Source organism: Hymenobacter jeongseonensis (assembly GCF_015694725.1).
In the GTDB taxonomy this organism is placed as follows: Bacteria; Bacteroidota; Bacteroidia; order Cytophagales; family Hymenobacteraceae; genus Hymenobacter; species Hymenobacter jeongseonensis.
This window is the reverse complement of the sequence record NZ_JADQDQ010000007.1, coordinates 135,289-159,319: the sequence shown is the minus strand read 5'-3', so window position 1 is coordinate 159,319 and position 24,031 is coordinate 135,289. Positions and strand designations below refer to the sequence as shown.

The following is a 24,031-nucleotide window of genomic DNA, read 5'->3' as shown; positions in this document are numbered from 1 at the left end:
GAGTATTTTTGGTTAATTCTCCCTATAATTCTCCCTATAATTCTGCCTATAATTCTGCCAGGTCGCTATGAAGACTACTGTTCTACTTTCATACGGCTGGCTATTGGCCTTGCTGTTCCTGGCTGCACCAAAGGCCAAGGCGCAAGTACCGGCTTGGCAAATGCTGGCAAGCACTCATCAAATCAATACCACCAACGGGAATCCCTATGTGCAGACCACGACGCTGGATGCAAATGGCAACGTGTTGGTGACCGGCCGCTTTACTGATACCATCACCCTGGGCACTATCACGCTGACCAGCGCGGGAGGCGCCGATGGATTCGTAGCCAAGTGGAACCCGGTAACCGAGAGTTGGTTGTGGGCTTACCGGATGGGGGGAAGCTTGTACGACGAGGTGAGTGCAGTGACAGTGAGCGGCGCGAACGTGTACATAGGCGGAAGCTTCGCCAGCCAAACAGCCTCTTTTGGGGCTTTGAGCCTGACCAATATCAGTACCGATTGTATCCAGTACGAACCATCGGATATCTTCGTAACCAAGCTGGTGGACGCCGGCAACAGCGCGTCCTTTGCTTGGGTACAACAGGCGCAGGGAATATTCGACGAGAGGATAAGTGGTTTAGCCGTTAGTGGCAACCAAATCTACCTTATGGGGGGCATGAGCAGTACTGGAGGTTATTATGGACCGGGAGGCAACACGTGCTCCTCTTTTAATCGGGTAACTTTCGGGGCCAACACTCTGGTTAATATTGGTCCTGGGCAGCTTGGGTTTGTGGCCAAACTAGTAGATGCTGGCCACAGCGCGGGCTTTGCCTGGGCCAGTACGGTAGGAGGAGTGTACAGAACCGAGATGAATGCCCTCGTTGTGAATGGCACCAGCGTGTATGTGGCAGGCAACTTTCGAGGCGACGACCTTTACTTTGGGGCGCCCGTACGTGGGCGACATATTCTGCAGAATACCAGCGGAGGCTCCACTGGTAACATCGATGGTTTTTTGCTGAAATTGGTAGACGCCGGCTCATCTATTGGCTTGGTATGGGCTCAGCAGGTGGGAGGGGCATATACTGATGAATCGGTGACTCAATTGGCTGTGAACGCATCGGATATATACATGATAGGTACATTTCATGGCACCGCAGAATGGGGAAGAATTCGCTTGACCACTCCCAATATATTCGGGGATGGTTTTCTGGCCAAGCTCACTGATGAGGGTTCCAGCAGCACATTTGCATGGGTAAGGCAGGGTGGCGGCAATAACGGCCAACGACTTTACACTGATTTGGCAATATCCGGGGACAACGTGTACGTGGCTGGAACACTTACCAGTGCCACCTCGGACTTCGATGGCACCACGCTGACCAATCCGGCCTTTGGCACACCTAACCCAAACGCCCTGTTCGTGGCCAAGACACAGGGCGCAGGCACCGCAACCTTCAGTTGGGCAAAAGGAGTAAGCGGGCTTGGTTATTCGACTGTTATTGGCTTAGCAGTTAACGGTAACCGTGTTTTCCTAACGGGCGAGGCGAGTAAGACAGTCACTTTCGGCAGTCTTGCCTTTGCCGGTCCGGCTAATGGCAGCGTGGGTTTCGTGGCTTCGTTCGTTGACCAAACCATCACCGCTGCCGTCCCCTCAGCGGTGCTGCAGCGCATCGCCCTCTTCCCCAATCCTGCCCACGGCCGGGCCACGGTGCAGTTCCCCGCCCTGGCTGGCGCCAGCACGGCCACGCTCACCGTACTGGATGCCCTGGGCCGCTCCGTGCGTACCCAAACCGCAACGCCGTCCATTACTGGCTTGCGCCACGAGTTGGACCTGACAGGCCTGCCCGCTGGCATCTACGCTGTGCAGGTGGAAGCCGGCGGTATCACTACAACCCAGCGCCTCGTAGTGGAGTAGGGGAGGCAGCATCCCGCCCTACCTTTGCCCCATGACCCTAGCCGCCCGAATAGACCACACCCAACTGCGCCCGGATTGCACCGAAGCCCAAATTATCCAGCTTTGCGAGGAGGCGCGGGAGAATGCCTTTGCTACGGTGTGCGTACCGCCGTGCTACGTGGCCCTGGCCGCCGAGAAGCTGGCCGGTACAGCTGTAGGAATCTGCACCGTGATTGGGTTCCCGCTGGGCTATTCCACCAGCAGCGCGAAATTTAAAGAAGCCGAAGCGGCGCTGTATGATGGAGCCACCGAACTGGACATTGTCATCAATATCTCGGCGCTGAAGTCGGGCAAAACCGAGGCCATTCAAGCCGAAATCCTTGATTTGGCCGACCTCTGCCACGTGCACCAGGCCTTGCTAAAAGTCATCATAGAAACCGCGCTGCTCACCGAAGCCGAAATAGAACTGGCTTGCCAGCTGTGTGTGGGCGGGGAGGCTGACTTTGTAAAAACCTCCACCGGCTTTGCCAGCCGGGGGGCCTCGGTGGCCGATGTGGAGCTGATGCGCCGTGTGCTGCCCGAAACCGTGCGCATTAAAGCCGCCGGCGGCATTCGTACCCGCGAAGCCGCTCTGGCCCTAGTAGCGGCCGGCGCCGACCGCATCGGCTCATCCAATAGTGTGGCCCTGATTACTTCAACCGATGAAACAACTGCTGCCTAAAATGCTGATGGCTTCCATGCTGCTGGGGCTGGCCGCCTGTGCTAGTACTGCTCCCCAGTCTCCGCGCGCCAGTGCTCCGGCCGATACGGCGAAGAAGACTACGGCTGCCGTGCCCACCATGCCGGCCGAGGACGTGACTAAATACCGGCCCGTATTTGCGGCGCCAAAGGCTGTACCAGCCGGCACAATCGTAACAGCCAAAACGACGGTAACGCCCAGCAACCATGTGAATGCTCCAATGGAGCAGCGCCTCCGCGACCAGGCGTACACGAACGAGAAGGTGAAGTACGCGCAAGGCTACCGCATTCTGGTATATCTGGGCCTGGAGCGCGACCAGGTGATGGCCATCCGCCGCAGCATCATTGAACGCTACCCCGACGAAACCGACTACATCTCCTTCAAATCGCCGGTCTACCGGCTGTACATCGGCGACTACCTGACCAAGCTGGAGGCGGCCCGCGGCCTGGCCAAGCTCCGGGGCTTGGCGCCCAAGCTGGAGCTGGAAGCCACCCAGGTGCTGCTGAACAAGAACCCCTAATTTTTAGGAGAACCCCATGTCCGAACTTCTTCCCCAAATTCAACGCCTAGCGGCCCACCACGCGGCCGATACCGTGGCCCTGCGCCGCCACTTGCACGCCCACCCGGAGTTGTCGTTTGAAGAGACCAACACCGCCGCTTTCGTGACGCGAGAGCTGGAAAAGCTCGGTCTGCAGCCCCATTCCATTGCCAATACCGGCGTGGTGGCCCTAATTGAAGGCCAGCCTGGCGGCCCCACCATCGCTCTGCGGGCCGATATGGACGCGCTACCCATCACGGAGGCCAACGATGTGCCCTACAAATCCACCAACCCCGGCGTGATGCACGCCTGCGGCCACGACGTGCACACGGCCTCGTTGCTGGGTGCCGCCCGCATTCTGAATGAACTTAAAGGCGAGTTCAAAGGCAACATTAAACTGATGTTTCAACCGGGCGAGGAACGGTTGCCCGGTGGCGCTTCACTCATGATAAAGGAGGGCGTGCTGGAAAGCCCCGCGGTGTCGAATGTGCTTGGGCAGCACGTATTCCCACACCTGCCAGCGGGGAAGGTAGGCTTGCGTTCGGGACGCTACATGGCTAGCACCGACGAACTGTACCTAACCGTGCGCGGGAAGGGCGGCCACGGCGCCATGCCCGAAATGAACCTCGACCCGGTGCTGGTGGCCGCGCACATCATCGTGGCCGCCCAGCAGATTGTAAGCCGCCGGGCCAGCCCCAAGATTCCGTCGGTGCTGAGTTTTGGAAAAGTTATTGCCAACGGCGCAACCAATGTGATTCCCAACGAAGTCTACATCGAAGGCACTTTCCGGACGCTGAACGAGGAGTGGCGCAACGAAGCCCACGGGCACCTGCGCCGCCTCTGCGAAGGCTTGGCCGACAGCATGGGCGCGGTGTGCGAGCTGGAAATCCGGCGCGGCTATCCGTATCTGGAGAACGAACCCTCCCTCACAGCCCGCGTGAAAGCCGCCGCTCAGGAATACCTCGGCCCCGAAAACGTGGTGGAACTGGACCAATGGATGGCTGCCGAAGATTTTGCCTACTTTTCCCAGGCGGCCCCGGCCTGTTTTTATCGCCTCGGTACCCGGCACGAAGACGGCCGCTTTGCTTCTTCTGTGCACACGCCCACCTTCGATATTGATGAAAAAGCCCTCGCCACCGGGCCGGGCCTGATGGCGTGGCTGGCCGTGAAAGAGCTGGCCGGACAGTAGCACCACCGTACGCTCGTTACCTTCAATTATATGAAATATTGGTATTCTTTTGCTCGTTGGGGAGTAGCGGCGCTGGTTGGCGGCTTGGTGTGTGCACAGCCGGCGGCTGCCCAGGCCCGCCGCGATGTTGGCAACTTGCAAGTTTGGCCTGAATTGCAAGCCGAGCTGGCCCTGAAAAACGGCGACTACCTCTTTTTGGGGCTTCGCGGCCAGCGCGACGTGGAGCGCACGAGCTACGAAGGCGACGGCCGCAGCTTGGGTTTCGACGAGCGGCGCTTTACGCTGGGGTACGAACATTTCTGGAACGAGCACTGGAGCGGTGGCGGCACGCTGCGGCTCGAATCTTTCGGCAACAAGCGTTTGGCGCTAATTCCCGAAGCCTTGCTCCGGCACCGCAGCAATGTGGGGCCGCTCACTTTTGGGCAGCGCTTGAGCCTGGAGCGCACTTTCCCCAACAACGCCGGCTACGTTGGTGGTCCCGGTCCCGATGGCCAAACGTGGGCGCGCCTGCGAGTCGACCTGGAAAAGCTGTTGCCCGTGGGCAGTGGCAGCGTGGCCCTGCGCCCCCGCCTGAGCTACGAAGCCGCCACCCACGTGCGCCTGCTGCGGTCTGATACCGACGCCAAGGAGCGGGGAATCCAGTTTACGAGCTTGCGCGGCGAAGTGGGCTGCCGCCTGAGCGACCGGCTTGACGCAACGCCCTGGTTCGCCTACCAGACGAACTATTACTTCACCGTCGACCGCCTCGACGCAAACGGAAACGTGACCCTGCCCGGTGGTCGCTTCAATCAGGTTGCGCCCGTGCTTGGACTTGACGTGCGCTTCACCCTTTTTGAGGGGAAGGATGTATTCGAGCGCAAGCAGCTGCCCACCCAGCACTAACGTTTAAAAAAAGCATGAGTGGCTGTATGGAAAAACCCTTCAGGACGCCCAATTGTGTCAGATTGGCGCCTAGTGATTCGGCCGAAAATGCTTGTTCAATGCGCTGTAATGACATTTTGCAAAATCTTAATGTCGATTTCTCCTAGCGAGTAATTAAGAGTGAGACAAAATGTCGCTATTGGGTAGTGTAGTTGGATTGGTATAGATTTTAAGGACGAAGATGTGTGCCGCCTTGCGATGCACGCCTTATTCACAACCTTAATCCACTACCATCCTGATGGCCACTTTGCTGTATAATCCCCGCCCTTCCCTGCGTCCCAGCCGTGCGTTGATCGCAATGCTTGCCGACATGCTCCGCGAGCCCCAAATAGCTTCTGTTCAATCCACACCCGCTTTTGTTCCCGCGGCCGATATTCTGGAAGCCGCCGGGGGCTTCGAGTTGCACCTGGCCTTGCCGGGGGTGAAAAAAGAAGCAGTAACTATTGAGTTCCTCGACGGCCAGTTGGTGATTTCCGGCGAGCGGCCCAATACCGCCACGGCCAGCGAATCCGCGGCCGTGGGCAACGGGAACGATGCTTACAAACCTGAACCGAAAGAGTCGGCAACGCCGGCAGTTCCCAAATTCCGCCGCCTCGAAACCAATTACGGCCGTTTCTCCCGGAGTTTCCGCCTGCCCGATACGGTGAGCGTGAAAGCCATTGCGGCGGAGCTGACGGACGGCATCCTGCGCGTTACGCTGCCCTTCGACACGGAGAAAATAACCAAGCAACACATCGAAATTCAATAACAGCGGGCGGTATGGTAAAAAAAGGCGCCCGGTCGGGTGCCTTTTTTGCCGCTGCTTTTGTTAGGATGTAGCAAGCTCCGATTGGCCTATTTTCTGCTTAAAGCAACCCGAAGACACGAAAGTGAATCCTTCCAGCGTTGCCGGAAATAATCGTGGTTTGCACGTGCGGTTTTTACCGACTAGTTGTTAAATTAGGTTCTTCATTCAACCCAAATCACCATCTCCCTTACCCATGCAAGCAAAACAAATGATGCTCGGCCTGTTCGGTTCCGCCATTCTGGGCGGCGGCGTGGCCGTGGGGGGGTACAAGCTGCTGGAGCCGGCCCCTGTGGCGCCTCAGGCTGTGGCAGCCGACCCCCAGGTGCGCTATACGTCCGAGATGCGCAGTAGCACGTACGCCGTGCCCGAAGGTTTGAACTTCGTAGCTGCCGCCGCCGCCGTAACCCCGGCCGTGGTGCACGTGATGACCGAATACGCTGCGCCCGCCGTGGACCAGCGCCAGATGCAAATGGACCCCTTTCTGCGCCAATTCTTTGGCGACCAACTGGAGCAGTTCCGGGGGCAACAGCAACCCCGGGGCGGTGGCCAGGGCTCGGGCTCGGGCGTGATTATTGCCGCCAACGGCTACATCGTGACCAACAACCACGTCATTGAGAAAGCCTCGAAGATTGAGGTGGTGCTCGACGACAAGCGCAAGTTCGAGGCCGAGTTGGTAGGGGCCGACCCGAACACCGACTTGGCGGTGCTAAAAGTGAAAGCCGACAACCTGCCTTTTGTGAAGTACGGCAACTCCGACGACGTGCGGGTGGGCCAGTGGGTGCTGGCCGTGGGCAACCCCTTCAATCTGAACTCCACGGTAACGGCTGGTATTATTTCGGCCAAGGGCCGGAATATTGACATTCTGCGCCGCAAGGACAACATGGGCATCGAGTCCTTCATCCAGACCGATGCCGTGGTGAACCCCGGCAACTCGGGTGGCGCCCTTGTGAACCTGAACGGCGACCTGATTGGAATTAACTCGGCCATTGCCTCGCACACGGGCTCGTTTGAAGGCTACGCATTTGCCATTCCCAGCTCGCTGGCCAGCAAAGTAGTCGACGACCTGCTGAAGTACAAAGTGGTGCAGCGCGCCTTGCTCGGCGTGAATATTCAGGAGGTCGATGCCCGGCTGGCTTCAGAGAAAAAGTTGACGACTCTGAACGGCGTGTACGTGCAGGGCCTAAGCGAAAGCAGCGCCGCCGCCGCCGCCGGCTTGAGAACGGGCGACGTCATCACCCAAATCAACGGCGTACCGGTAAACACTTCCTCGCAATTGCAGGAGCAGGTGGCCCGTTTCCGCCCTGGCGATAAGATTAAGGTGAACTTCCAGCGTGGCAATGCCCCGAACGAAGTGACTGCTGTGCTACGCAATGCCACCGGAACCACCAGCGTGGTGCGCGAGGAGCCCGCGTTGGCCTCGGTGAAATACGAAGGCGCTACCCTGGCCCCCGTATCCGCCCGCGAGCAAGCCAAACTGGGCTTGGAAGGCGGCGCGAAAATCAGCGGCATCCGGGGCAGCAATTTCCGCGAGACGGGCATGGGCGACGGTTTCATCATCACCCGCATCGATAAAAACCAGGTGACGAAGCCCGCCGATGTGAAAAAGTACCTGGACGAGGCCCGCGATAAATCGGGCGCACTGGTTGAAGGGGTGTACCCCGACGGCCGTAAAGCATACTATCCCATCGGCCAGGAATAGGTCTTCTGCGCTATGAAAACAACATCCCCTGCCGGACCCGGCAGGGGATTTTTTTGTATAGAAAAATCCAAGGTATAGCATCAATGCTGACAGACATGTTAGATGCTTCATGCGAAAACAGGTAGTTGCCCTTTTGTAGATAGTTGCGCGCTGACTGTCCGAGCGAAGACGATAAAAACTGCTGAAAAACAATTAGCAAAGCACTCTAAAGCCTGCAGCTCGCCTAAACCTGGGATTTAGCCGGGCCGTATAGTCATCAGACTAGCTTATTTGCCGTGCCTCAAACGACATTTTCAAATTCCGCTTTTTCGCTTGAGTACCGCGCCGATTTGGGCATTCTCATCGGGCGTTGGCTGCAGGCCCTGCCGCCGCCCGAGCTGCAAGGCACCTACCAGGCCATGCTGGCCCACGCCCAAGCGCACGACAATTGCCGCTTCTGGCTCCTGGACTTGCGCCGCCGTCCCCTGGCTGGTCCCGACCTGAACCAATGGTTTCGCGAACAGTTTTCGCCGCAGGTAGCGGCGGCTTTAAATGGCCCTTTGTTCACGGCATATCTAGCCGGCCCGCACCAGCGGGTAGCCGCCGAGAGCGCCGAAATGGAACTCCACCTACGCCACGCCGCCACCTTGGATTCTTACCCGTTGTTTTACGACGACGAAGCCGAAGCCGTGGCTTGGCTCACCGAACAGCAGGAGCGGGCCGGCGTGCGGCCCCTGAAGCGGGTAGTACAACGTTAGCGGCGGGCATTGCATCGTTATCTTGTTCAAATAAAAAGCCCTGGCCACTACATGGCCGGGGCTTTTTATTTGAATAAGCAGAAGTTACGCGCTTGTGGAGCGAAACGCCCAGCAAGCTAATTCTGCTACCCAATATCACAAGGCTTCCGGCGCAGGCTACTGAAGCAAGGAGCAATTGCGTTGGGCAAAAGCTTTGTCGCGCGATGTGACGCATGGTCAGGGTCGGGGCTAGGTTCTTACCTTTGGGCCACACCACCCACCCGATTTCCCACCCCTTCCCATGAAGCAAGCCCTCGAAGAAGCCACTTCAGCTGCCGACGTTACCGTTCCCCAGCCGCACACCGACCCGCACGGCATCCAGGATGTGCTGCGCCAACTGGGCATTACCGCCGACAACGCTGCCTACAGCACCGGCCGCACTTGGGGCGGTAGCGCCAATCCCAACCGCCGCACCGTGCTAGCCCCTGCCGACGGCCGCCCGATGGCCAGCGTGGCTTTCGCCACCGTCGACGACTACAACACCGTGGTGCAAACCGCCCAGGAAGCCTTTAAAACCTGGCGCCTGGTGCCCGCGCCCAAGCGAGGCGAAATCGTGCGCCAGATTGGCAACAAGCTCCGCGAATACAAGGAGCCCCTGGGCAAGCTGGTGAGCGCCGAAATGGGTAAAATCCTGCAGGAAGGCCTCGGCGAAGTGCAAGAGATGATTGACATCTGCGACTTTGCGGTGGGCCTCTCGCGCCAGCTGCACGGCCTCACCATGCACTCGGAGCGCCCCGCCCACCGCATGTACGAGCAGTACCAGCCCTTGGGCTTGGTGGGCATTATCTCGGCCTTCAACTTCCCGGTGGCCGTGTGGAGCTGGAACGCCATGCTGGCCGCCGTGTGCGGTGACGTCAGCATTTGGAAACCGTCGGAGAAAACTCCGCTCACGGCCGTGGCCGTGCAGCACATCATCCGCGATGTGCTGGCCGAGAATGATATTCCTGAGGGTGTGTTTAGTGTGATTGTGGGTGGTGCCGACATCGGAGCCGCTATGGCCGCCGACAAGCGCGTACCCTTGGTTTCGGCCACCGGCAGCACCCGCATGGGCCGCAAAGTTGGCGAGGTAGTGGGCGCCCGCCTGGGCCGCGCCCTGCTGGAGCTGGGCGGAAACAACGCCATCATCGTTACCAAAAACGCCGACCTCAACATTGCCATTCGAGCCATCGTGTTTGGGGCCGTGGGCACGGCCGGGCAGCGCTGCACCAGCACCCGCCGCGTCATCATCGAAGACAGCATTTTTGAAGATGTGAAAAGCCGCCTGCTGGCCATTTACCCCAAGCTGCCCATCGGACACCCGTTGCAAGACGGCACGCTGGTGGGCCCGCTCATCGATGGCGACGCTGTGAAGATGTTCGAGGAGGCCTTGGTAAACGTGCAAGCCGAAGGGGGAACCCTGCTCACCGGCGGGCAGGTGCTGAGCAGCGCCGAACTGCACGGCGGCCACTACGTACAGCCCGCGCTGGTAGAAGTTGAAAACCACTACCACACGGTGCAGGAAGAAACCTTCGCGCCCATTCTCTACCTCATCAAATACAGCGGCGGCGTAGAGAATGCCATTGAGCTGCAGAACGACGTACGCCAAGGCCTGTCGAGCAGCATCTTCACCCTGAACATGCGCGAGGCCGAAGCCTTCCTGGCCGCCAATGGCTCGGATTGCGGCATTGCCAACGTGAACATCGGCACGAGCGGGGCCGAAATCGGCGGCGCGTTCGGCGGCGAGAAAGAAACCGGCGGCGGCCGCGAGTCCGGCTCCGACGCGTGGAAAGTTTACATGCGTCGCCAGACCAATACGATTAACTACTCCACCGAATTGCCTTTGGCGCAGGGGATTAAGTTCGACGTGTAGCGCAGTTACTTGATTAATAAAAATTGGATGTCACGACCTGTTCCACACGCCGTTTCGGTTCAACCTCAACAGGCAGGTGAATATCCACGTAAATTTGAGTTAAATCTAGAAGCTTTGCGGGGGGGGGCGGCGCTAATCGTTGTCATTAGGCACGCCATACTTTTGTCGCCCTCCCTCATGAAGGGATACGAAATTCCTGGCCCTTGGAAATATGTTCCTCCAGGACACTTAAGCGTATTGATATTTTTTATGCTTTCGGGCTATGTTATTGGTTTAACCAATAAAACGCCGATAAACTCTTGGGAAAGTTGCGGAGAATATTTAAAGCGAAGATTTATTAGACTCTACCCGATATACTTGCTAAGCATAATACTTACGCTGGCTGTTGCTTTTTTGCTGCTTAATAAAGTCTATAGCTGGTCATTAATCATCCAGCACCTTACGTTTTTGCAAGTCACTCTGGGAGTGGTTATTAAAGAAAATAATCCACTTTGGTCGTTAAATTATGAAGTAGTTTATTATGTCATTTTTATTGTAATATCATCTTTTTCAATTAGGCCGGCTTTGATTATTGCTATCAGCTTGCTTGTGGTGGTGATAGCGACAGTTATGCCTCAGTGGTTGCATCCAATGCTAGCTTCTTACGGGTACGGATTAATATATTGGGTAATTGGATTGTGGTTGGCCAAATGCCACACTTCCAACACAACTACAAAATTTCCCCAATTGGTGTCGTTTATGTTGCTGTTTCTCAGCTTTGAGCAGATGAATTACATGCAGCGGGTATTCCAAATGCTTGGGTTGGATATTTCACTAAAGCAAGTTGATAACTATCATCAACAAATTGTGCAGTTCTCAGATTTGTCGTACCTATTATTTTGCATGGTCGGTATTATGCTCTTTACTGACAAAAAGATACGCGTTTATAGAGGGCTAAAATTTGTGATATACTTTATGCCGATTGTCTATCTGGCTGTTCGTCTGAACAAGGGCGACCTGATGAGTCTAATAGAAAATACGGGGGTCGGCTTCACCATCCTATTCTACTTGCTTAGCTTGCTTTTCTTACTAAAAGCAGAGGCCCTTGACAAGTTATCCCGCAAGGTCATTGCATGGCTTATTCCATTGGGTAGCATTTCCTACGGTATTTACGTGGTTCACTATCCGATTATATTCATTATCGGCTCATTCAGCTATTTCAGCGGCAGTGCTTTCGAGTTTAGTACTCGTATGATAATCTATCTCGCAACTACTTTAAGCGTAGGCTATTTGCTGGAGAAAAAAATGCAGCCGTTTTTCCGAAACATGATAATTAGATAAACTAATTCTTGTGATTCATCGGGGGAAGGATTTTTAATAATCAGTTCAGGTTGGGGTATAATTGAAAGTTTTAGCAGCCAAAAAACAAACAAGCTCATAGGTAATGGTCGGCGTTCTTAGGCGCTGGCTATCGTATGGTTGCTGGCTATTAACTCCATACTGACTTACAGTTGTAGTTGCGCCCCTTTTTCCACGCCACGTCTATTGTCGGTTGAATTCCCACGGTGTACTTACTCGATATGGTGTGCTGTATCTGTCGCACAGGCCGTCAATATCAATAGTGAAGTTTGCCGGCTGCCACTGGGGTTGCAATTGGAGCGGCTAGCCAGCCCTTTAGTGGAAACTGCTTCATGTCGTTGGCTTGGCGCTAGGTCGTTAAGCGCGCCTTTGCCTAGTTAGTCTGCTTTCGCCACTAGGCTGTGGCTTTGCTCCCGCTAGTTATAAAGCCTTGCTTCTCATAGTCAATACCACGATGCACTTTAATCAAGTTATTATCAAATAAGCTGCAAACCACATTTTTGCATCGCAGGAGAGAGGTAGTATTCGTTGAATACCATTCATATTCAATACTTATAACCTTAAATATGATTAATTGCCATATTTTAAGTTTTTTCGCGTCTATCTTTGCGAAGTAGTAACTGTATTATAAGCAATAAGAATCTTGGCTTTACTGGTCAATTTCATTCTTGCTTTCTTATAATTCATTTATTCAATAGCGCAAATGAAAAACTGGTAAAATAGTCATTGTAAGGATTTTATGTCAATTGCTTTACTAATTGAATCTGCAAATATTCAGAAAGCAGAAGTTAAGCCTAGAATACAGCAGAAGCTTCAAATGCTAAGGGGGGTCACTTCTTTAGTAATTGTCTGGAGTCACGCTGGCATGCGAGGGTATGTCGACCCAATATATCACTTGTACGGTTTTTTCGTCCCCGTAGGCACGATGCGGCCGTTTCTGTTTTTCATGTTATCTGGCTACATGCTTGGCCTAACTAACAAGAATCCTTTAGCTAATTTTAATGAGATAAAATCCTTTGTCAAAAAGAGGTGTAAAAGGCTTTACCCAGTTTATTTCTTAGCAGTATTATTCAGCTTTTTAATTGCAAAGGAATCAAATTTGTTCTGGAGTTTAATAGGCCATCTTTTGTTTTTACAAAATATTGCCACAGATGTAATAATTGAGAATACGCCGATATGGTCAATGAATTTTGAGATAGTATTTTACATAAGCTTCATTATTATTTCATTTTTATCGATTAGACCTCTCTATGTAATAGTTGCTGCTTTAGTGGCATTGACTGTATTACTCTTTCCCAGCAATGTTCACCCAAATTTAATACGGTACTCTTTGGGGCTGATATACTTCGCAATGGGTATACTCTGTGCTGATATAAAATTTAGGGAATATGTTCATCCCACCTCTTTTTGTATATCGCTACTCATTCTATTATTTTGTTACCAACGATTAGAAGTTTATCAATTTATATTCAATAAACTTCATATTCCTAACCTAGACGTCACGACTCAAGGATTTAAATTTTTTATAGTATTACAGTTTGTCCCATATTGCATTCTGATATTGTCAACTTTCAATAACAAGATACATGCATGGCATAAGTATTTAGTTGCTGTAATTTATGTGCCACCCTTAGGGCGTAGTTTCTATTTGTTGTATAGTGGCAACCTCGACCTAGGTATGAAGATTTCCATTGCATTATTTCTCACTAGCGTGTTATTGCTCGTGTTTCCATTCCGGTTTAGTTTTACACGGATAAAAATGGGATTGAGTTTTTTAGGAGGAATTTCATATGGTACCTATCTTGTGCACTTGCCAATTTGGTATCTATTTATAAGATTCACACCTTTTTCCGGCACACTGTACACTGCACTAATTAGGCTGATAATCTATCTGTGTGTAGTTATCGCTTCTGCGTATTTCTTGGAAAAAAGGTATCAGAAGTGGGCCGTGAAACTGGTTGAAAGAAGCTGAGAATAGATTTAACAAGGTTCGCTAGAAGCTGTTAAAAATAGCTAGTTTATTCGTCTCTACTACTCAAAAACCCCTTTGGGTCATTGCCACTTTATCAATCCTGCGATGATATAATTTAAATAATAAGTTTCTTGGATTGTTATAAAACCAATTGAATACTAGCTGCTGATAAGTATTATCCAATGCTAATTAATGGCTCTAATTACGTTTGCGTTGTTATTTGGCATGAGCTTGATAGCACCTCAAAATTTCCTGATTAGGAAATGTTTGAGAAACAGAACAATTGGAATCTACTTACCAAGACAGTGGTGGTGCTACTATCCGGTAGGTAAGGGCGGCGCGGGTGTGCTTGGAAACTGGTTTACAAGTTCAGCTTGTCCATCTGTGAACTATTTGGTTTGGTACTGTGCCACTTAAAAGACCTGCGCAATTCGTCGCACAGGCCTTTTAAGTGGCATCTTTAGTTGCGGGGTTGTCTGTTGCCGCGCCGTTGCGAATGACATTATTGCTTGGTGGTTTGGCCTTTGGAATCTGAAATAGTCTTACTTTAGGGCAACTGGAAATGAAGTTCATCGGTTGTGAGCTACAGGTGCAACCCCTTATATCAAGCCAGGGTCCTTTACTTGCTTAAGCCCTACTAATTCGCCTTTCTGCATGGAAGCCGCCGTTGCCTACGTTGACATCAATGCGCCCCTGGTGGAGCGCTGCCGCCTGAACGACCGCCAAGCGCAGGCCGAGATTTACCGTCGCTATGCCAAGGCCATGTTCAACGCGGCCCTACGCATCACCGGCGATTATGCGGAGGCGGAAGACGTGCTTCAGGAATCGTTTCTGAGTGCGTTTCGCGAGCTGAGCAGCTACAAAGGCGACTCTTCGTTTGGGGCGTGGCTCAAGCGCATTGTCGTCAACAAAAGCATCAATTGCCTGCGGCAGCGGCGGCTGGCGCTGGTGCCGCTAGGCGAGCAGCACCACGAGGAACCCGCCGAGCCCGCCAGCCTTTCGTACGAAGACGAGGCCGACACGCATTATCGCGCCGACGTGCTCCGTCGCTGCATTCAAGAGCTGCCCGATGGCTACCGCGTGGTGCTGAGCTTGTACTTGCTCGAAGGCTATGACCACCTCGAAATTGCCACCATTCTCGGCATTTCCGAGTCAACCTCCAAATCCCAATACAGCCGGGCCCGCGTTCGGCTGCGCGAATTGGCCGCCCAGCGCGGCTTAAGCTAATTATCTATCGTTTTACCAGTTTAGCTACTTTTTAACTACTCTTCATCCTTTTTCGTCCGGCCGCGGTTGTTGTATCCCCCGCAGCCTCCTTCAATCTGGAAGAACCGTGCGTCTGCTCCTCATTCATGGACTCTAATAAGAACAAGTCATTAGAAAATTTCGTCGAGCGGCACCGTGCCGATTTCGACACCCACGAGCCGCGCCCTGACCTCTGGGCTGCGCTCGAACAGCAATTGGCGGAACCCGTTTCAACGCCCGCGGCGCCGGTTATGCGCCTGATGGGCGCTGCAAATACCGTTGCAGCCCTTCCCGGCACCGGGGCTTCCTTGCCGGCGGTGGTTAGGGGTAACTGGCTACAGCGCTACGGTGTAGCGGCGTCGTTGGCACTGTTGGTCTTTGCGGCTGGCGCCAGCGAGGCCTGGAAATCAAGCCAAAAACCGACTGAAGTGGTTGCCATCACTGCCCCAGCGGGCACCGATAATATCTCCGATGCCCCCGACGAGGCCTTGTACCAAGGCGGCAACCCGGTGGCCATGACTGCGGCCGACCGCAGCGCCGGCGCCGATAGCCAACTGGTGCGGGCCGTGCGCGGCATGGAGGCCTACTATACCACCCAATTGGCTCGTCGTCAAGACGAGCTGCACCAACTCAGCGGGCCCGGCACGGCCGCTATGACGGCTGACTGGAAACGGGAGTTGGTGTCGCTCGATTCTAGCTACCGCCAGCTGAAAGGGGAACTGCTACACCACCCGCAGCCCGACGCCGTGCTCACGGCCATGAACCGCAACCTGCAGGTACGCCTCGACATTCTGGACCAACAGCTGAATCTGGGCACTGCAACTGCCGAAGACCGCAACTCTAGCTCTTACGTGCTGGCAGATAGCCGGCAAGCCAAATGAAACCGCTTGTATCCCGTGCTGTTTGGCGCCTGACGGTAGTAGCGATGCTGGCCATGACTGGGTTGGTGCGCCCCCGGGCTGCCGTAGCGCTGCCCACCACGGCAGGAGCAGGCGGGACCGGTGTGGTCATTAGAAGCATCGATATTGAGCTTTACATACCCGAGGACGCTACCTGTAGCGCCCCGCAAGCTCAGCCAAATCCGCAGCCCGACCAGTCCTATGGGCAGGACGCCAGCATTCTGCAAGTAGAGCAACGCCGCCGCTCGAGCCGCAGCTTTGCGGTGCCCAAGGCGGGGCGCGCCTTCTCGCTCAATACGCGTTACGGGCGGGTGCAAATCAACCCGTGGAACAAGCGTGAAATAAAGGTTGAAGCAGAACTGGTGGCCCGCTCTGAAACGGAGGCCGGCGCCCGTCAAGTGCTGGATGCGCTGGGGGTACAATACCTGGAATACGACGCCAAAACCGGCGGTGTAACCGTAAGCACCCAGTTCGGTGCCCTGCTGCGCGGGCGGGCGGGGGGGTGCCGCTACGAAGTGAACTACACCGTGTGGCTGCCCCGCACCACGGCCTTGAGCGTTTACAATAATTTTGGCGAGGTGAATATTGCCAGCGCCATGAGCGGCCCCACCGAGCTGGCCGTGGAATACGGTGCCCTGCGCACCAACCGCCTCGAAGGGCCGCAAAACCTCGTGCGCATTGCCAACGGCAGCTGCATCATCGCATACGCTGGCCAAGCCAGCATCGATGCCAGCTACGCCCGCCTGCGCCTGGATGAAGGCATTAACGTTGGCCTGCGAAACAATCACTCCGATATCGACATCGGAACGGTGCAGGACCTGACCATTCATAGCAAATACGGCGACGTGGCCCTGGGCACGGTGCGCAACCTACGGGGCTCGTCGGGCTACACCCGGTTCACAGTCGATAAGCTCGACCAGGGCCTGGACATGGCCCTGCGGTACTGCCCCGATTTCGTAGTGCGCGACATGGGTCCCAATTTCCGCCAAGTGAACTTGGACGGGGGCTTTAGCACCATTCGGTTGGGTTTTGCCGAAGCGCCGAGCTTCCGGTTTGACGTGAGCACCGAGCAAGGGCAGTTGCTGGTTGACAGAAAAATGGTGCGGGTGCTTTCCCAGGAAAACGGCCCGCAGACGAGCGACGTGCTGGGTACCTTTGGCGGCGCCCTGCCAACGCCCAACGCCGGCAACGTCAACATCAAGGTGCGTTACGGCACGGTGCGGTTCAGCAAGTAGTCGCTTGCGGGCAATTGCGCTTTCAGGCCGATTTTGACCTGACCAAGCCTGTGCGGCATAGCCGGCTTACTTTGCGGCGTGTTTCGTCTCCTTCTGTTGCTGCCGCTGTTGCTCGGCCTGCTTGCCAGCCCAGCGCGCGCCCAAACGCCGTCCGCCGTGCCCGTTGCCTTGTCGTCGCCACTGAAAACGTACGCCCTGCGCCTAAAACCCGGCGACGACCTACGCCAGCAGCTTGCCGCCTTTGTGCAAGCGCATCACATCGCCGCGGGCACCATGCTTACCTGCGTGGGCAGCCTCACGGTAGCCACCCTACGGCTGGCCAACCAAGAAGGACCGAGCGTTTACCGCGGGCATTTCGAAATTGTGTCCTTGGTTGGGACGCTGTCTACCAACGGCTCACACTTGCACCTGGCCGTTGCCGATAGCACGGGCCGCACCATCGGCGGGCACTTGCTCGATGGCTGTGTGGTGTACACGACAGCCGAAATCGTGGTAGGCGAACTGCCCGCGCTGGAATTTCGGCGCGAAACGGATTCCACGTTTGGGTATAAGGAGCTAGAGGTGTACCCAGCCCCGGTTCTGCCAGTCCGCTCAAGTAAAAAAAGCGGTTTGAAACCCGCGAAATAACCAGTTGTATTCTCGTCTTTTGCTGGCAACTGCTCACTACAACCACTATGACTGCAACTGATACCCCCCAAGCCGCCGCTTTTCGTCGCCAGGTTCTCAGCCCCCTGAAGCTGCGGCTGTTTCTGATGCAAAAGCTGCCCATGGCCGGGCTGGCGGGGCTGCGGCTCACGGCGCTCACCCCCGAGCAGGCGGTGGTCACCATCCGGTTTCAGTTTCTTACGCAAAATCCGTTTCGCAGCATCTATTTCGCCTGCCTGGCCATGGCGGCGGAGTTTGCCAGCGGCATACAGGCCATGATGCACGTGCAGGCCGGCGGGCCCGTTTCGATGCTGGTAACGAAGCTGGAGGCGGACTTTAGCAAAAAGGCCGTCGGCTTGATATCTTTCACTTGCGCCGATGGCGCCCGCATTGCCCAAGCAGTGGCCGAAAGCCGCGCCACGGGCGAAGGCCGCACCGTGGTAGCCACCAGCACCGGCCTCGACGACGCCGGCGACCTAGTGGCCGTGTTCCGCATCACCTGGTCGTTCCGGGCAAAAAAGTAAGCCTGCGCCTCCGGTGGCGCGGGCGAATGATGTCGTTTATTCCTGCTCCGAGGTAATCACGTCCACCAGCCCGTCCTCGCTTACCACAATGGCGATGCAGGGATAATCGGAGCTTTCCACGTAGCGCAGGGCCGAATTGTAGCGGGCGCCGCGCGTGCTGTCGCCGCGGCCCGACGCCCGGCCGTCGAGAATAACGCCGATGGAGTAGCAGTAGCCTTCGGGGTCCAGCAGCACGGCCCCGTCGATGCTGGTGACAAGGCGGGTGATGAGCGGCGTGAGCGGCACGGGCTCAATAAGGGTGCATTGGAGCTTCAGGCGGTCGGCTTCGGCCAGGGCCTCGGTGGTGATGACCAGCAGGGTGCCGTGCTTTTGGCGGCTGGCTTCGAGCACTACATCCCACAAGCGCTCCACCTTCGTCGGTTCGATGAGGCCGAAGGTGCGCTTGAGCGCGCGGCGAAAGCCCGAGCGGTTGATGCGGGTGCGCGGCAGGCCGGGCAATCCGTAGTGCGAGCGCAGCAACACATGGCCGTCGTGCTGCAATTCCCACGAATAATGCGTGACAAAGTTGATGACGAACAAATCCTCGCGCACGGCGTCGTATTTGCCCACTTGCCGGCCCAAGGCATACACGCTTTCGCCATCGGCGAGTAGGTGCACGTCAGGCGTCGTCATTTCCAGCAGCTTGCGCACGGCACGGTAGTCGGTGAGCTCAGTGGGGCAGGTGAGGGCAAAAACCTCCTCGATGTTGGGGTGGCCGCGGCGAGCCAGCAGCAGCTTGCCCACGCCCTCAGCGCCCTCGTAGCGGAGGCTGCTGATGGTGTTGCAGGTGGCAAACAGCTTGGTGGTGGCGGGGTCGAAGCCCAAAGCCTGGGCGGGCGTATCGAGCAAGGATTTGCCCGCGGAGCGCAGCAACTCTTCGCTTTCGCGCGGGCGCACAATGAAGACGGCTCCGGGCTCGGGCTCGCTCAGGGCCTTCGCACTTTCCTCGTTGAAGCGGTACATGGCCGCTACCAACAGCGACGGCGCCAACGGCCGGCCATCGGTGTAGTAGCGGTGGGGGCGGAGCGAAGGGTAGGCCCGCACTGGCTTGCGCTGCAGGCGCATGATGGTGACCACGAAATGCCCATGAATCTGAATGGGATAGCCGGCAAAATGCTGGTGGGACGCGTGCTCGTCCAGCACGTCGAGAATTTCCTGGACGGCATCGCGCACGCCAATGCCCTCGAGCTTGCGCCGCTGCATCACGGCGCTCACGCTGTCCGTCTCGACCTGGGGCCTCGGGCGGGTATTTTGGATGACGCGGCCCCGGGCCATCACGCCGGAGAATGCCTCGGAGGGCAGGCCGCAGTCGTCGGGCTCCAGGCAGCGGGCGGGCAGAGCCGGGTCGGTGGGCAAGGCCAGCAACACCACAAAGGGATGCAGGTCGTCATCAAGCGCGTCAAACAGGTCCTTTGCCAACGCTTGGGCCGCTTGCCGGTAACGGGTTTGGTGCGGCCAGAGTAGGGCGGCAGCAGGGGCAAGGGTAGGCGTCATGGCAGAAAAAGAAGAGCAGAACCCAGCTCCTTTTCTTGCTTTTTCAAGGAAAAGAGTCGGGGGCTGGATTACAACTGGAACAGAACAGGCAAGACCATCTTTTGCTTTAATGGCTTGCCCTGGAACATGGCCGGTTCCCACTTAGGAGCCGTTTTGATGAGGCGCAACGCTTCCTCGTCGAGGCCAGAACCCATCTTTCTAATTACGCGGGCATCGGTCAGGCTGCCATCGGCTTGCACCATAAACTCAACCATAACTTTGCCCTGAATCTTGCGCTGGCGGGCCAGCAACGGGTACTTCTGGTTTTTTTCAATCCAATCAAAAAAAGCCTGGTTGCCGCCCACGGGTTGGGTGGGGCGGTCGGGCGCCACCACGGCGGGCCGGTCAGGGTTGGCCGAGGCGGCAATGTCGGCGGCCGAGGTGGTGATGGGGCGGTCCTTGCCCGCGGCCATCACCACTTCGCTGCCGGGCGACATCACGAACGAAACCGGCACGTAGATGCGCTGACGCACCACTTGGTTGCGGTGCTTGGCCGGCGTCCATTTGGGGCCGCTCTTGATGAGGCGGATGGCTTCGGCGTCTAGCTCCGGCGAAAGCGGCGTCTCCACTTTGACCTCGTTCACGGTGCCGGTTTTCTCCACGATAAAGCTCACTTTCACGGTGCCCTGAATGCCTTTTTGCATGGCCGTGGCCGGATAGCGCTGGTTGTCGCCCAGGAAACGCGCATACTTCTCGGTGCCGCCCAGCGGCACGGCGGGCTGGGCCACCGAGTCGTACACCTCCGCGGCCGAAGGCTTGGGCGGCATCTTACGCTTTTGGGCGTGGCTGCTGAAACTAAGGCAGCTGAAGCCCAGGCAGCTCAGCAGCACGAGGAGCGGGGACTTTATACGAAATGTCATAACGGACAATAGTTGAGTAATATGTAGGACCACATTTACAAATAACGGCAACCGAACTGGCAACCGAAATGCAGCGTCCCTAAAAACCTTGCCAGGAAGGGCACTCACCGGTGTCAATGGTGCTGACGTTCTTTGAGCCGGTTTATTTTCCTTCCCGCCCCACTTTTATTCTTATGACCGAGCAAACCTCCCGCGCCCCCGAGCCCGTTGGCGCTTACCCTTACACCCGCCGCGTGGGCAACCTACTGTTTCTGTCGGGCGTGGGCCCGCGCCAGCGCGGGCAAAAAGCCATTCCCGGCGTCGAGCTCGACGAATTGGGCCACATCGTGGCGTATGATTTTGAAAGCCAGTGCCGCGCCGTGTTCCAGAACGTACGCTATATTCTGGAAGAGGCGGGCGCCGCGTGGGACGACTTGGTGGACGTTACCGTATTCCTGACCAACATGAAGGACGATTTTGCGGTTTATAACCGGTTGTATGCCGAGTATTTTGCCACGGCGCAGCCCTGCCGCACTACCCTGGAAATTAATTGCCTGCCCACGCCCATCGCCATTGAGCTGAAGTGCATTGCGGCCGTGTCGGGGTGATTGGATGAGCGTCGGCACCGCGTGGGGGCGGACTTTTTTTCTGGTGTTGTGCGCCAAATACATTCCTGCGCGTCCTGTTGCCGTAAGCTAGACGGTGGTTCGGTTATATGCCACCTGCCCAAAGCCATTTTATTATTTCGTTACCTACCCGTTATTCATGTACGTCCACAAAAATCTTCGACTGTCGGTTGTTTGGCGCATGTCGCGCAACGGACTGTTGGTCTTTTTTATCTACGATACGCTGATTTGTTTGCTGTATAGCCGCCTGAATTTCCATTTTCTGGACATTCCCTGGCAGCCCGTGGCCACGCTGGGCACGGCGGTGGCGTTCTACATCGGTTTCAAAAGCAACGGCTCCTACGACCGGTTCTGGGAGGGTCGGCGACTCTGGGGCAGCATCGTGAACGTGAGCCGGACCTGGGCCATTCGGGCGTTCGACTACGTGCAGCCCACCCCCAACGAAATGCAGCCCGAACCGAGCGAAGTCCGCGACCTGCACCGCCGCCTGCTCTACCGCCAGATTGGCTGGTGCAACGCCCTGCGCCTGCACCTGCGCCGCCAAACCGCGGAGGGCTGGGAAACAGAAGTGGCGCCTTTTCTGCTCGACCCGGCCGAATCGGAGGCGGCCAAGCGCATGAGCAACCCGCCCACCCACCTGCTGCGCCACCAGAGCGAAGAGCTGCGCCAGTTGCACCAGCGCGGCCTGCTCACCGAGTACCGCCATGTGGCCCTGATGGAAACCATTCAGGACATGTTTGACGCCCAGGGTGGCTGCGAGCGCATCAAAAACACTCCGTTTCCGCGACAGTACGCGTTTTTTAGTTTCGTTTTCGTCTGGATATTTGCCGCCATCCTGCCTTTGGGCCTGGTCGAGGAATTTGACCACCGCGAGGCGTTGGGCGAGTACCACGTTTGGCTGATGGTACCGTTTGCGGTGCTCGTTTCGTGGGTGTTCAACATCATCGAGCTGGTGGGCCACGCCAGCGAAAACCCCTTTGACAACCAAATCAACGATGTTCCCATGACGGCCATCTGCCGCAGCATCGAAATCGACCTGCGCGAGCTGCTGGGCGAAACCGAGCTGCCACCCAAAGTGGAGCCGGTGAAGGACACGCTTTATTAACTGCTGCCGCCGCGCTAGAATAAGCTCGGCCTAACGCGAAGTCGCGCCCCGGCGTAAGCAAGGACTCTACTTCCTGCTCCGCTGCATATGCCCACCAAACTGCCCAATCCTGCCCGTACCTCCGGTGCTACCATTTCGTCGTGGTTTGGCACGGCGTTGCCCTTGCCTTCCTTTGCTCCGCTGGCCAAAAAGGCCAAGGCCGACGTGGTGGTAGTGGGCGGCGGCATTGCGGGCCTCACCACCGCGTACCTGTTGAGCAACGAGGGCCGGAAGGTGATTTTATTGGAAGACGGCGAACTGGCCAGCGGCGAAACGGGCCGCACCACGGCCCACCTCTCGTTTGCCCTCGACGACCGGTACACCACCCTGGAAAGCCTCTTTGGCGAAGAAGGCGCCCGGCTGGCGGCCCAAAGCCACTCGGCGGCCGTCGATGCGATTGAGGAGATTGTGGAGAACGAACAAATCGACTGTGATTTTACCCGCCTCGACGGCTACCTGTTCCTGCACGCCGATGGCAAGCCCCAGGACTTGACCAACGAGCTTGAAGCCGCCCACCGCGCCGGCCTCACCGCCGTGGAACGGCTGGCTAATTCCAATACCACGGGTTTCGAAACGGGCGAATGCTTGCGCTGGCCGAATCAAGGGCAATTTCATGTTTTAAAATACTTGGCCGGCCTTGCCCAGGCCATCGTGCTGCAGGGCGGCCGCATTTGCACCCACACCCGCGTGAGCGAGGTGCATGGCGGCCCGCAAGCCCGCGTCGTGACTGCCGACGGCTTCGAAGTGAAGGCCAAAAAAGGCATTGTCATCGCCACCAACACGCCCTTCAACGACCGGGTGGTGATGCATACCAAGCAGCACCCCTACCGCACCTACGTGGTGGCCGCCCGGGTGCCGAAAGGCTCGGTGAGCAAAGCCCTGTATTGGGACATGGCCGACCCGTACCACTACGTGCGTCTGCAGGACGTGCCCAACGGGCCCCGCGGCGGCCAGACGGCATACGACCTACTAATTGTGGGCGGCGAAGACCACAAAACGGGGCAGTCGGCCGACCCCGAAGCCAGCCTGCGCTGCCTGGAAGAATGGACGCGCGACCGATTTCCAATGGTGAAGGACTTTGAATACCGCTGGTCTGGCCAGGTGATGGAGCCCACCGATGGCCTGGGCTACGCCGGCCGCAACCCGCTCGATGCCGACAATGTCTTCGTCATCACCGGCGACTCGGGCCACGGCATGACCCACGCTACCCTGGGCGCCATGATTGTGACCGACCTCATCAACAACCGCGAAAACGCCTGGGCCAAGCTCTACGACCCCGGCCGCATCACGCTCACCCGCGAAAGTGCCCAGGAGTACATCCGGGAAAACGTGAACGTGGCCATTGAATACGCCGAGCTGCTCACTGCCGGCGACGTGAATTCCGTGGATGACATTCCCAACGGCTCGGGCGCCGTGCTGCGGCGGGGCCTCACAAAAGTGGCGGTTTATAAAGACGAAAAGGGCCTTGTGCACGAACGCTCGGCCATTTGCCCCCACCTGCATTGCGTGGTGCACTGGAACGGCTTGGAAAAAAGCTGGGACTGTCCCTGCCACGGCTCGCGCTTCACGGCGCTGGGCGAACTGCTCAACGGCCCCGCCAACTCGGGCCTGAGCCCCGCCTAAT

21 protein-coding genes are annotated in these 24,031 nt (G+C 56.6%); 19 read left to right on the top strand and 2 right to left on the bottom strand.

The genetic code is table 11. The annotated features are described in order from the left end of the window. Positions 1-67 precede the first annotated feature (67 nt). The 16 genes from I2I05_RS15020 to I2I05_RS14945 all read left to right on the top strand — a co-directional run bounded on the left by I2I05_RS15020 (position 68) and on the right by I2I05_RS14945 (position 18,226). Positions 68-1,891 (top strand): T9SS type A sorting domain-containing protein, encoded by a 1,824-nt coding sequence (locus I2I05_RS15020; RefSeq protein WP_196283095.1) that lies wholly within the window; start codon positions 68-70, stop codon positions 1,889-1,891. 31 nt (positions 1,892-1,922) lie between these two features. Further along, entirely contained in the window at positions 1,923-2,591 is a 669-nt protein-coding gene (deoC, locus tag I2I05_RS15015; RefSeq protein WP_196283094.1) for a deoxyribose-phosphate aldolase, read from the top strand. Then, positions 2,572-3,129: a hypothetical protein gene (locus I2I05_RS15010; RefSeq protein ID WP_196283093.1), complete on the top strand. Its 558-nt coding sequence runs from the start codon at positions 2,572-2,574 to the stop codon at positions 3,127-3,129. Before deoC ends, I2I05_RS15010 begins: the two co-directional genes overlap by 20 nt. A gap of 16 nt (positions 3,130-3,145) precedes the next feature. Next, on the top strand, positions 3,146-4,336 hold the full coding sequence (locus tag I2I05_RS15005; protein WP_196283092.1) for a M20 metallopeptidase family protein: 1,191 nt from the start codon (positions 3,146-3,148) through the stop codon (positions 4,334-4,336). A gap of 30 nt (positions 4,337-4,366) precedes the next feature. Further along, the gene (locus tag I2I05_RS15000; protein ID WP_196283091.1) at positions 4,367-5,218 is read left to right on the top strand and encodes a hypothetical protein; all 852 of its coding nucleotides are present in this window, start codon (positions 4,367-4,369) and stop codon (positions 5,216-5,218) included. Between the two features lie 349 nt (positions 5,219-5,567). Beyond that, entirely contained in the window at positions 5,568-6,005 is a 438-nt protein-coding gene (locus I2I05_RS14995) for an Hsp20/alpha crystallin family protein (protein ID WP_196283090.1), read from the top strand. A 232-nt stretch (positions 6,006-6,237) separates the two neighbouring features. Continuing rightward, entirely contained in the window at positions 6,238-7,743 is a 1,506-nt protein-coding gene (locus tag I2I05_RS14990; RefSeq protein ID WP_230688358.1) for a S1C family serine protease, read from the top strand. 275 nt (positions 7,744-8,018) lie between these two features. After that, on the top strand, positions 8,019-8,480 hold the full coding sequence (locus tag I2I05_RS14985; protein ID WP_196283089.1) for a hypothetical protein: 462 nt from the start codon (positions 8,019-8,021) through the stop codon (positions 8,478-8,480). 280 nt (positions 8,481-8,760) lie between these two features. Continuing rightward, positions 8,761-10,368, top strand: coding sequence for an L-piperidine-6-carboxylate dehydrogenase (amaB, locus tag I2I05_RS14980; RefSeq protein ID WP_196283088.1), 1,608 nt, complete (start codon positions 8,761-8,763; stop codon positions 10,366-10,368). A 9-nt stretch (positions 10,369-10,377) separates the two neighbouring features. Further along, positions 10,378-11,688, top strand: coding sequence for an acyltransferase family protein (locus tag I2I05_RS14975; protein ID WP_196283087.1), 1,311 nt, complete (start codon positions 10,378-10,380; stop codon positions 11,686-11,688). 757 nt (positions 11,689-12,445) lie between these two features. After that, positions 12,446-13,678, top strand: coding sequence for an acyltransferase family protein (locus I2I05_RS22455; RefSeq protein ID WP_196283086.1), 1,233 nt, complete (start codon positions 12,446-12,448; stop codon positions 13,676-13,678). Between the two features lie 654 nt (positions 13,679-14,332). Continuing rightward, the gene (locus I2I05_RS14965; protein WP_196283085.1) at positions 14,333-14,905 is read left to right on the top strand and encodes an RNA polymerase sigma factor; all 573 of its coding nucleotides are present in this window, start codon (positions 14,333-14,335) and stop codon (positions 14,903-14,905) included. A gap of 125 nt (positions 14,906-15,030) precedes the next feature. Next, positions 15,031-15,804 carry a hypothetical protein gene (locus tag I2I05_RS14960; RefSeq protein WP_196283084.1) on the top strand — a complete coding sequence of 258 codons (774 nt, stop codon included), beginning with the start codon at positions 15,031-15,033 and terminating at the stop codon, positions 15,802-15,804. Beyond that, positions 15,801-17,057: a hypothetical protein gene (locus tag I2I05_RS14955; protein WP_196283083.1), complete on the top strand. Its 1,257-nt coding sequence runs from the start codon at positions 15,801-15,803 to the stop codon at positions 17,055-17,057. The genes I2I05_RS14960 and I2I05_RS14955 overlap by 4 nt, the downstream gene beginning before the upstream one ends. A gap of 78 nt (positions 17,058-17,135) precedes the next feature. Further along, entirely contained in the window at positions 17,136-17,684 is a 549-nt protein-coding gene (locus I2I05_RS14950) for a PPC domain-containing DNA-binding protein (RefSeq protein WP_317192356.1), read from the top strand. Positions 17,685-17,731: 47 nt separating this feature from the next. Next, positions 17,732-18,226 carry a PaaI family thioesterase gene (locus I2I05_RS14945; RefSeq protein WP_196283082.1) on the top strand — a complete coding sequence of 165 codons (495 nt, stop codon included), beginning with the start codon at positions 17,732-17,734 and terminating at the stop codon, positions 18,224-18,226. Positions 18,227-18,262: 36 nt separating this feature from the next. Here I2I05_RS14945 and I2I05_RS14940 read toward each other — a convergent pair whose 3' ends face one another. Together I2I05_RS14940 and I2I05_RS14935 are read right to left on the bottom strand one after the other, a co-directional pair. Further along, complete coding sequence (locus I2I05_RS14940) at positions 18,263-19,759, bottom strand: DNA integrity scanning protein DisA nucleotide-binding domain protein (RefSeq protein WP_196283081.1); 1,497 nt, start codon at positions 19,757-19,759, stop codon at positions 18,263-18,265. Between the two features lie 68 nt (positions 19,760-19,827). After that, on the bottom strand, positions 19,828-20,658 hold the full coding sequence (locus I2I05_RS14935) for an energy transducer TonB (RefSeq protein WP_196283080.1): 831 nt from the start codon (positions 20,656-20,658) through the stop codon (positions 19,828-19,830). A 173-nt stretch (positions 20,659-20,831) separates the two neighbouring features. Between I2I05_RS14935 and I2I05_RS14930 the strand changes: the two genes are divergently transcribed. The 3 genes from I2I05_RS14930 (at position 20,832) to I2I05_RS14920 (ending at position 24,030) form a co-directional block, all read left to right on the top strand. Further along, complete coding sequence (locus tag I2I05_RS14930) at positions 20,832-21,245, top strand: RidA family protein (protein ID WP_196283079.1); 414 nt, start codon at positions 20,832-20,834, stop codon at positions 21,243-21,245. A gap of 157 nt (positions 21,246-21,402) precedes the next feature. Then, complete coding sequence (locus I2I05_RS14925; RefSeq protein WP_196283078.1) at positions 21,403-22,368, top strand: bestrophin family protein; 966 nt, start codon at positions 21,403-21,405, stop codon at positions 22,366-22,368. An 87-nt stretch (positions 22,369-22,455) separates the two neighbouring features. Next, positions 22,456-24,030, top strand: coding sequence for an FAD-dependent oxidoreductase (locus I2I05_RS14920; RefSeq protein ID WP_196283077.1), 1,575 nt, complete (start codon positions 22,456-22,458; stop codon positions 24,028-24,030). The last annotated feature ends 1 nt before the right edge of the window (position 24,031 follow it).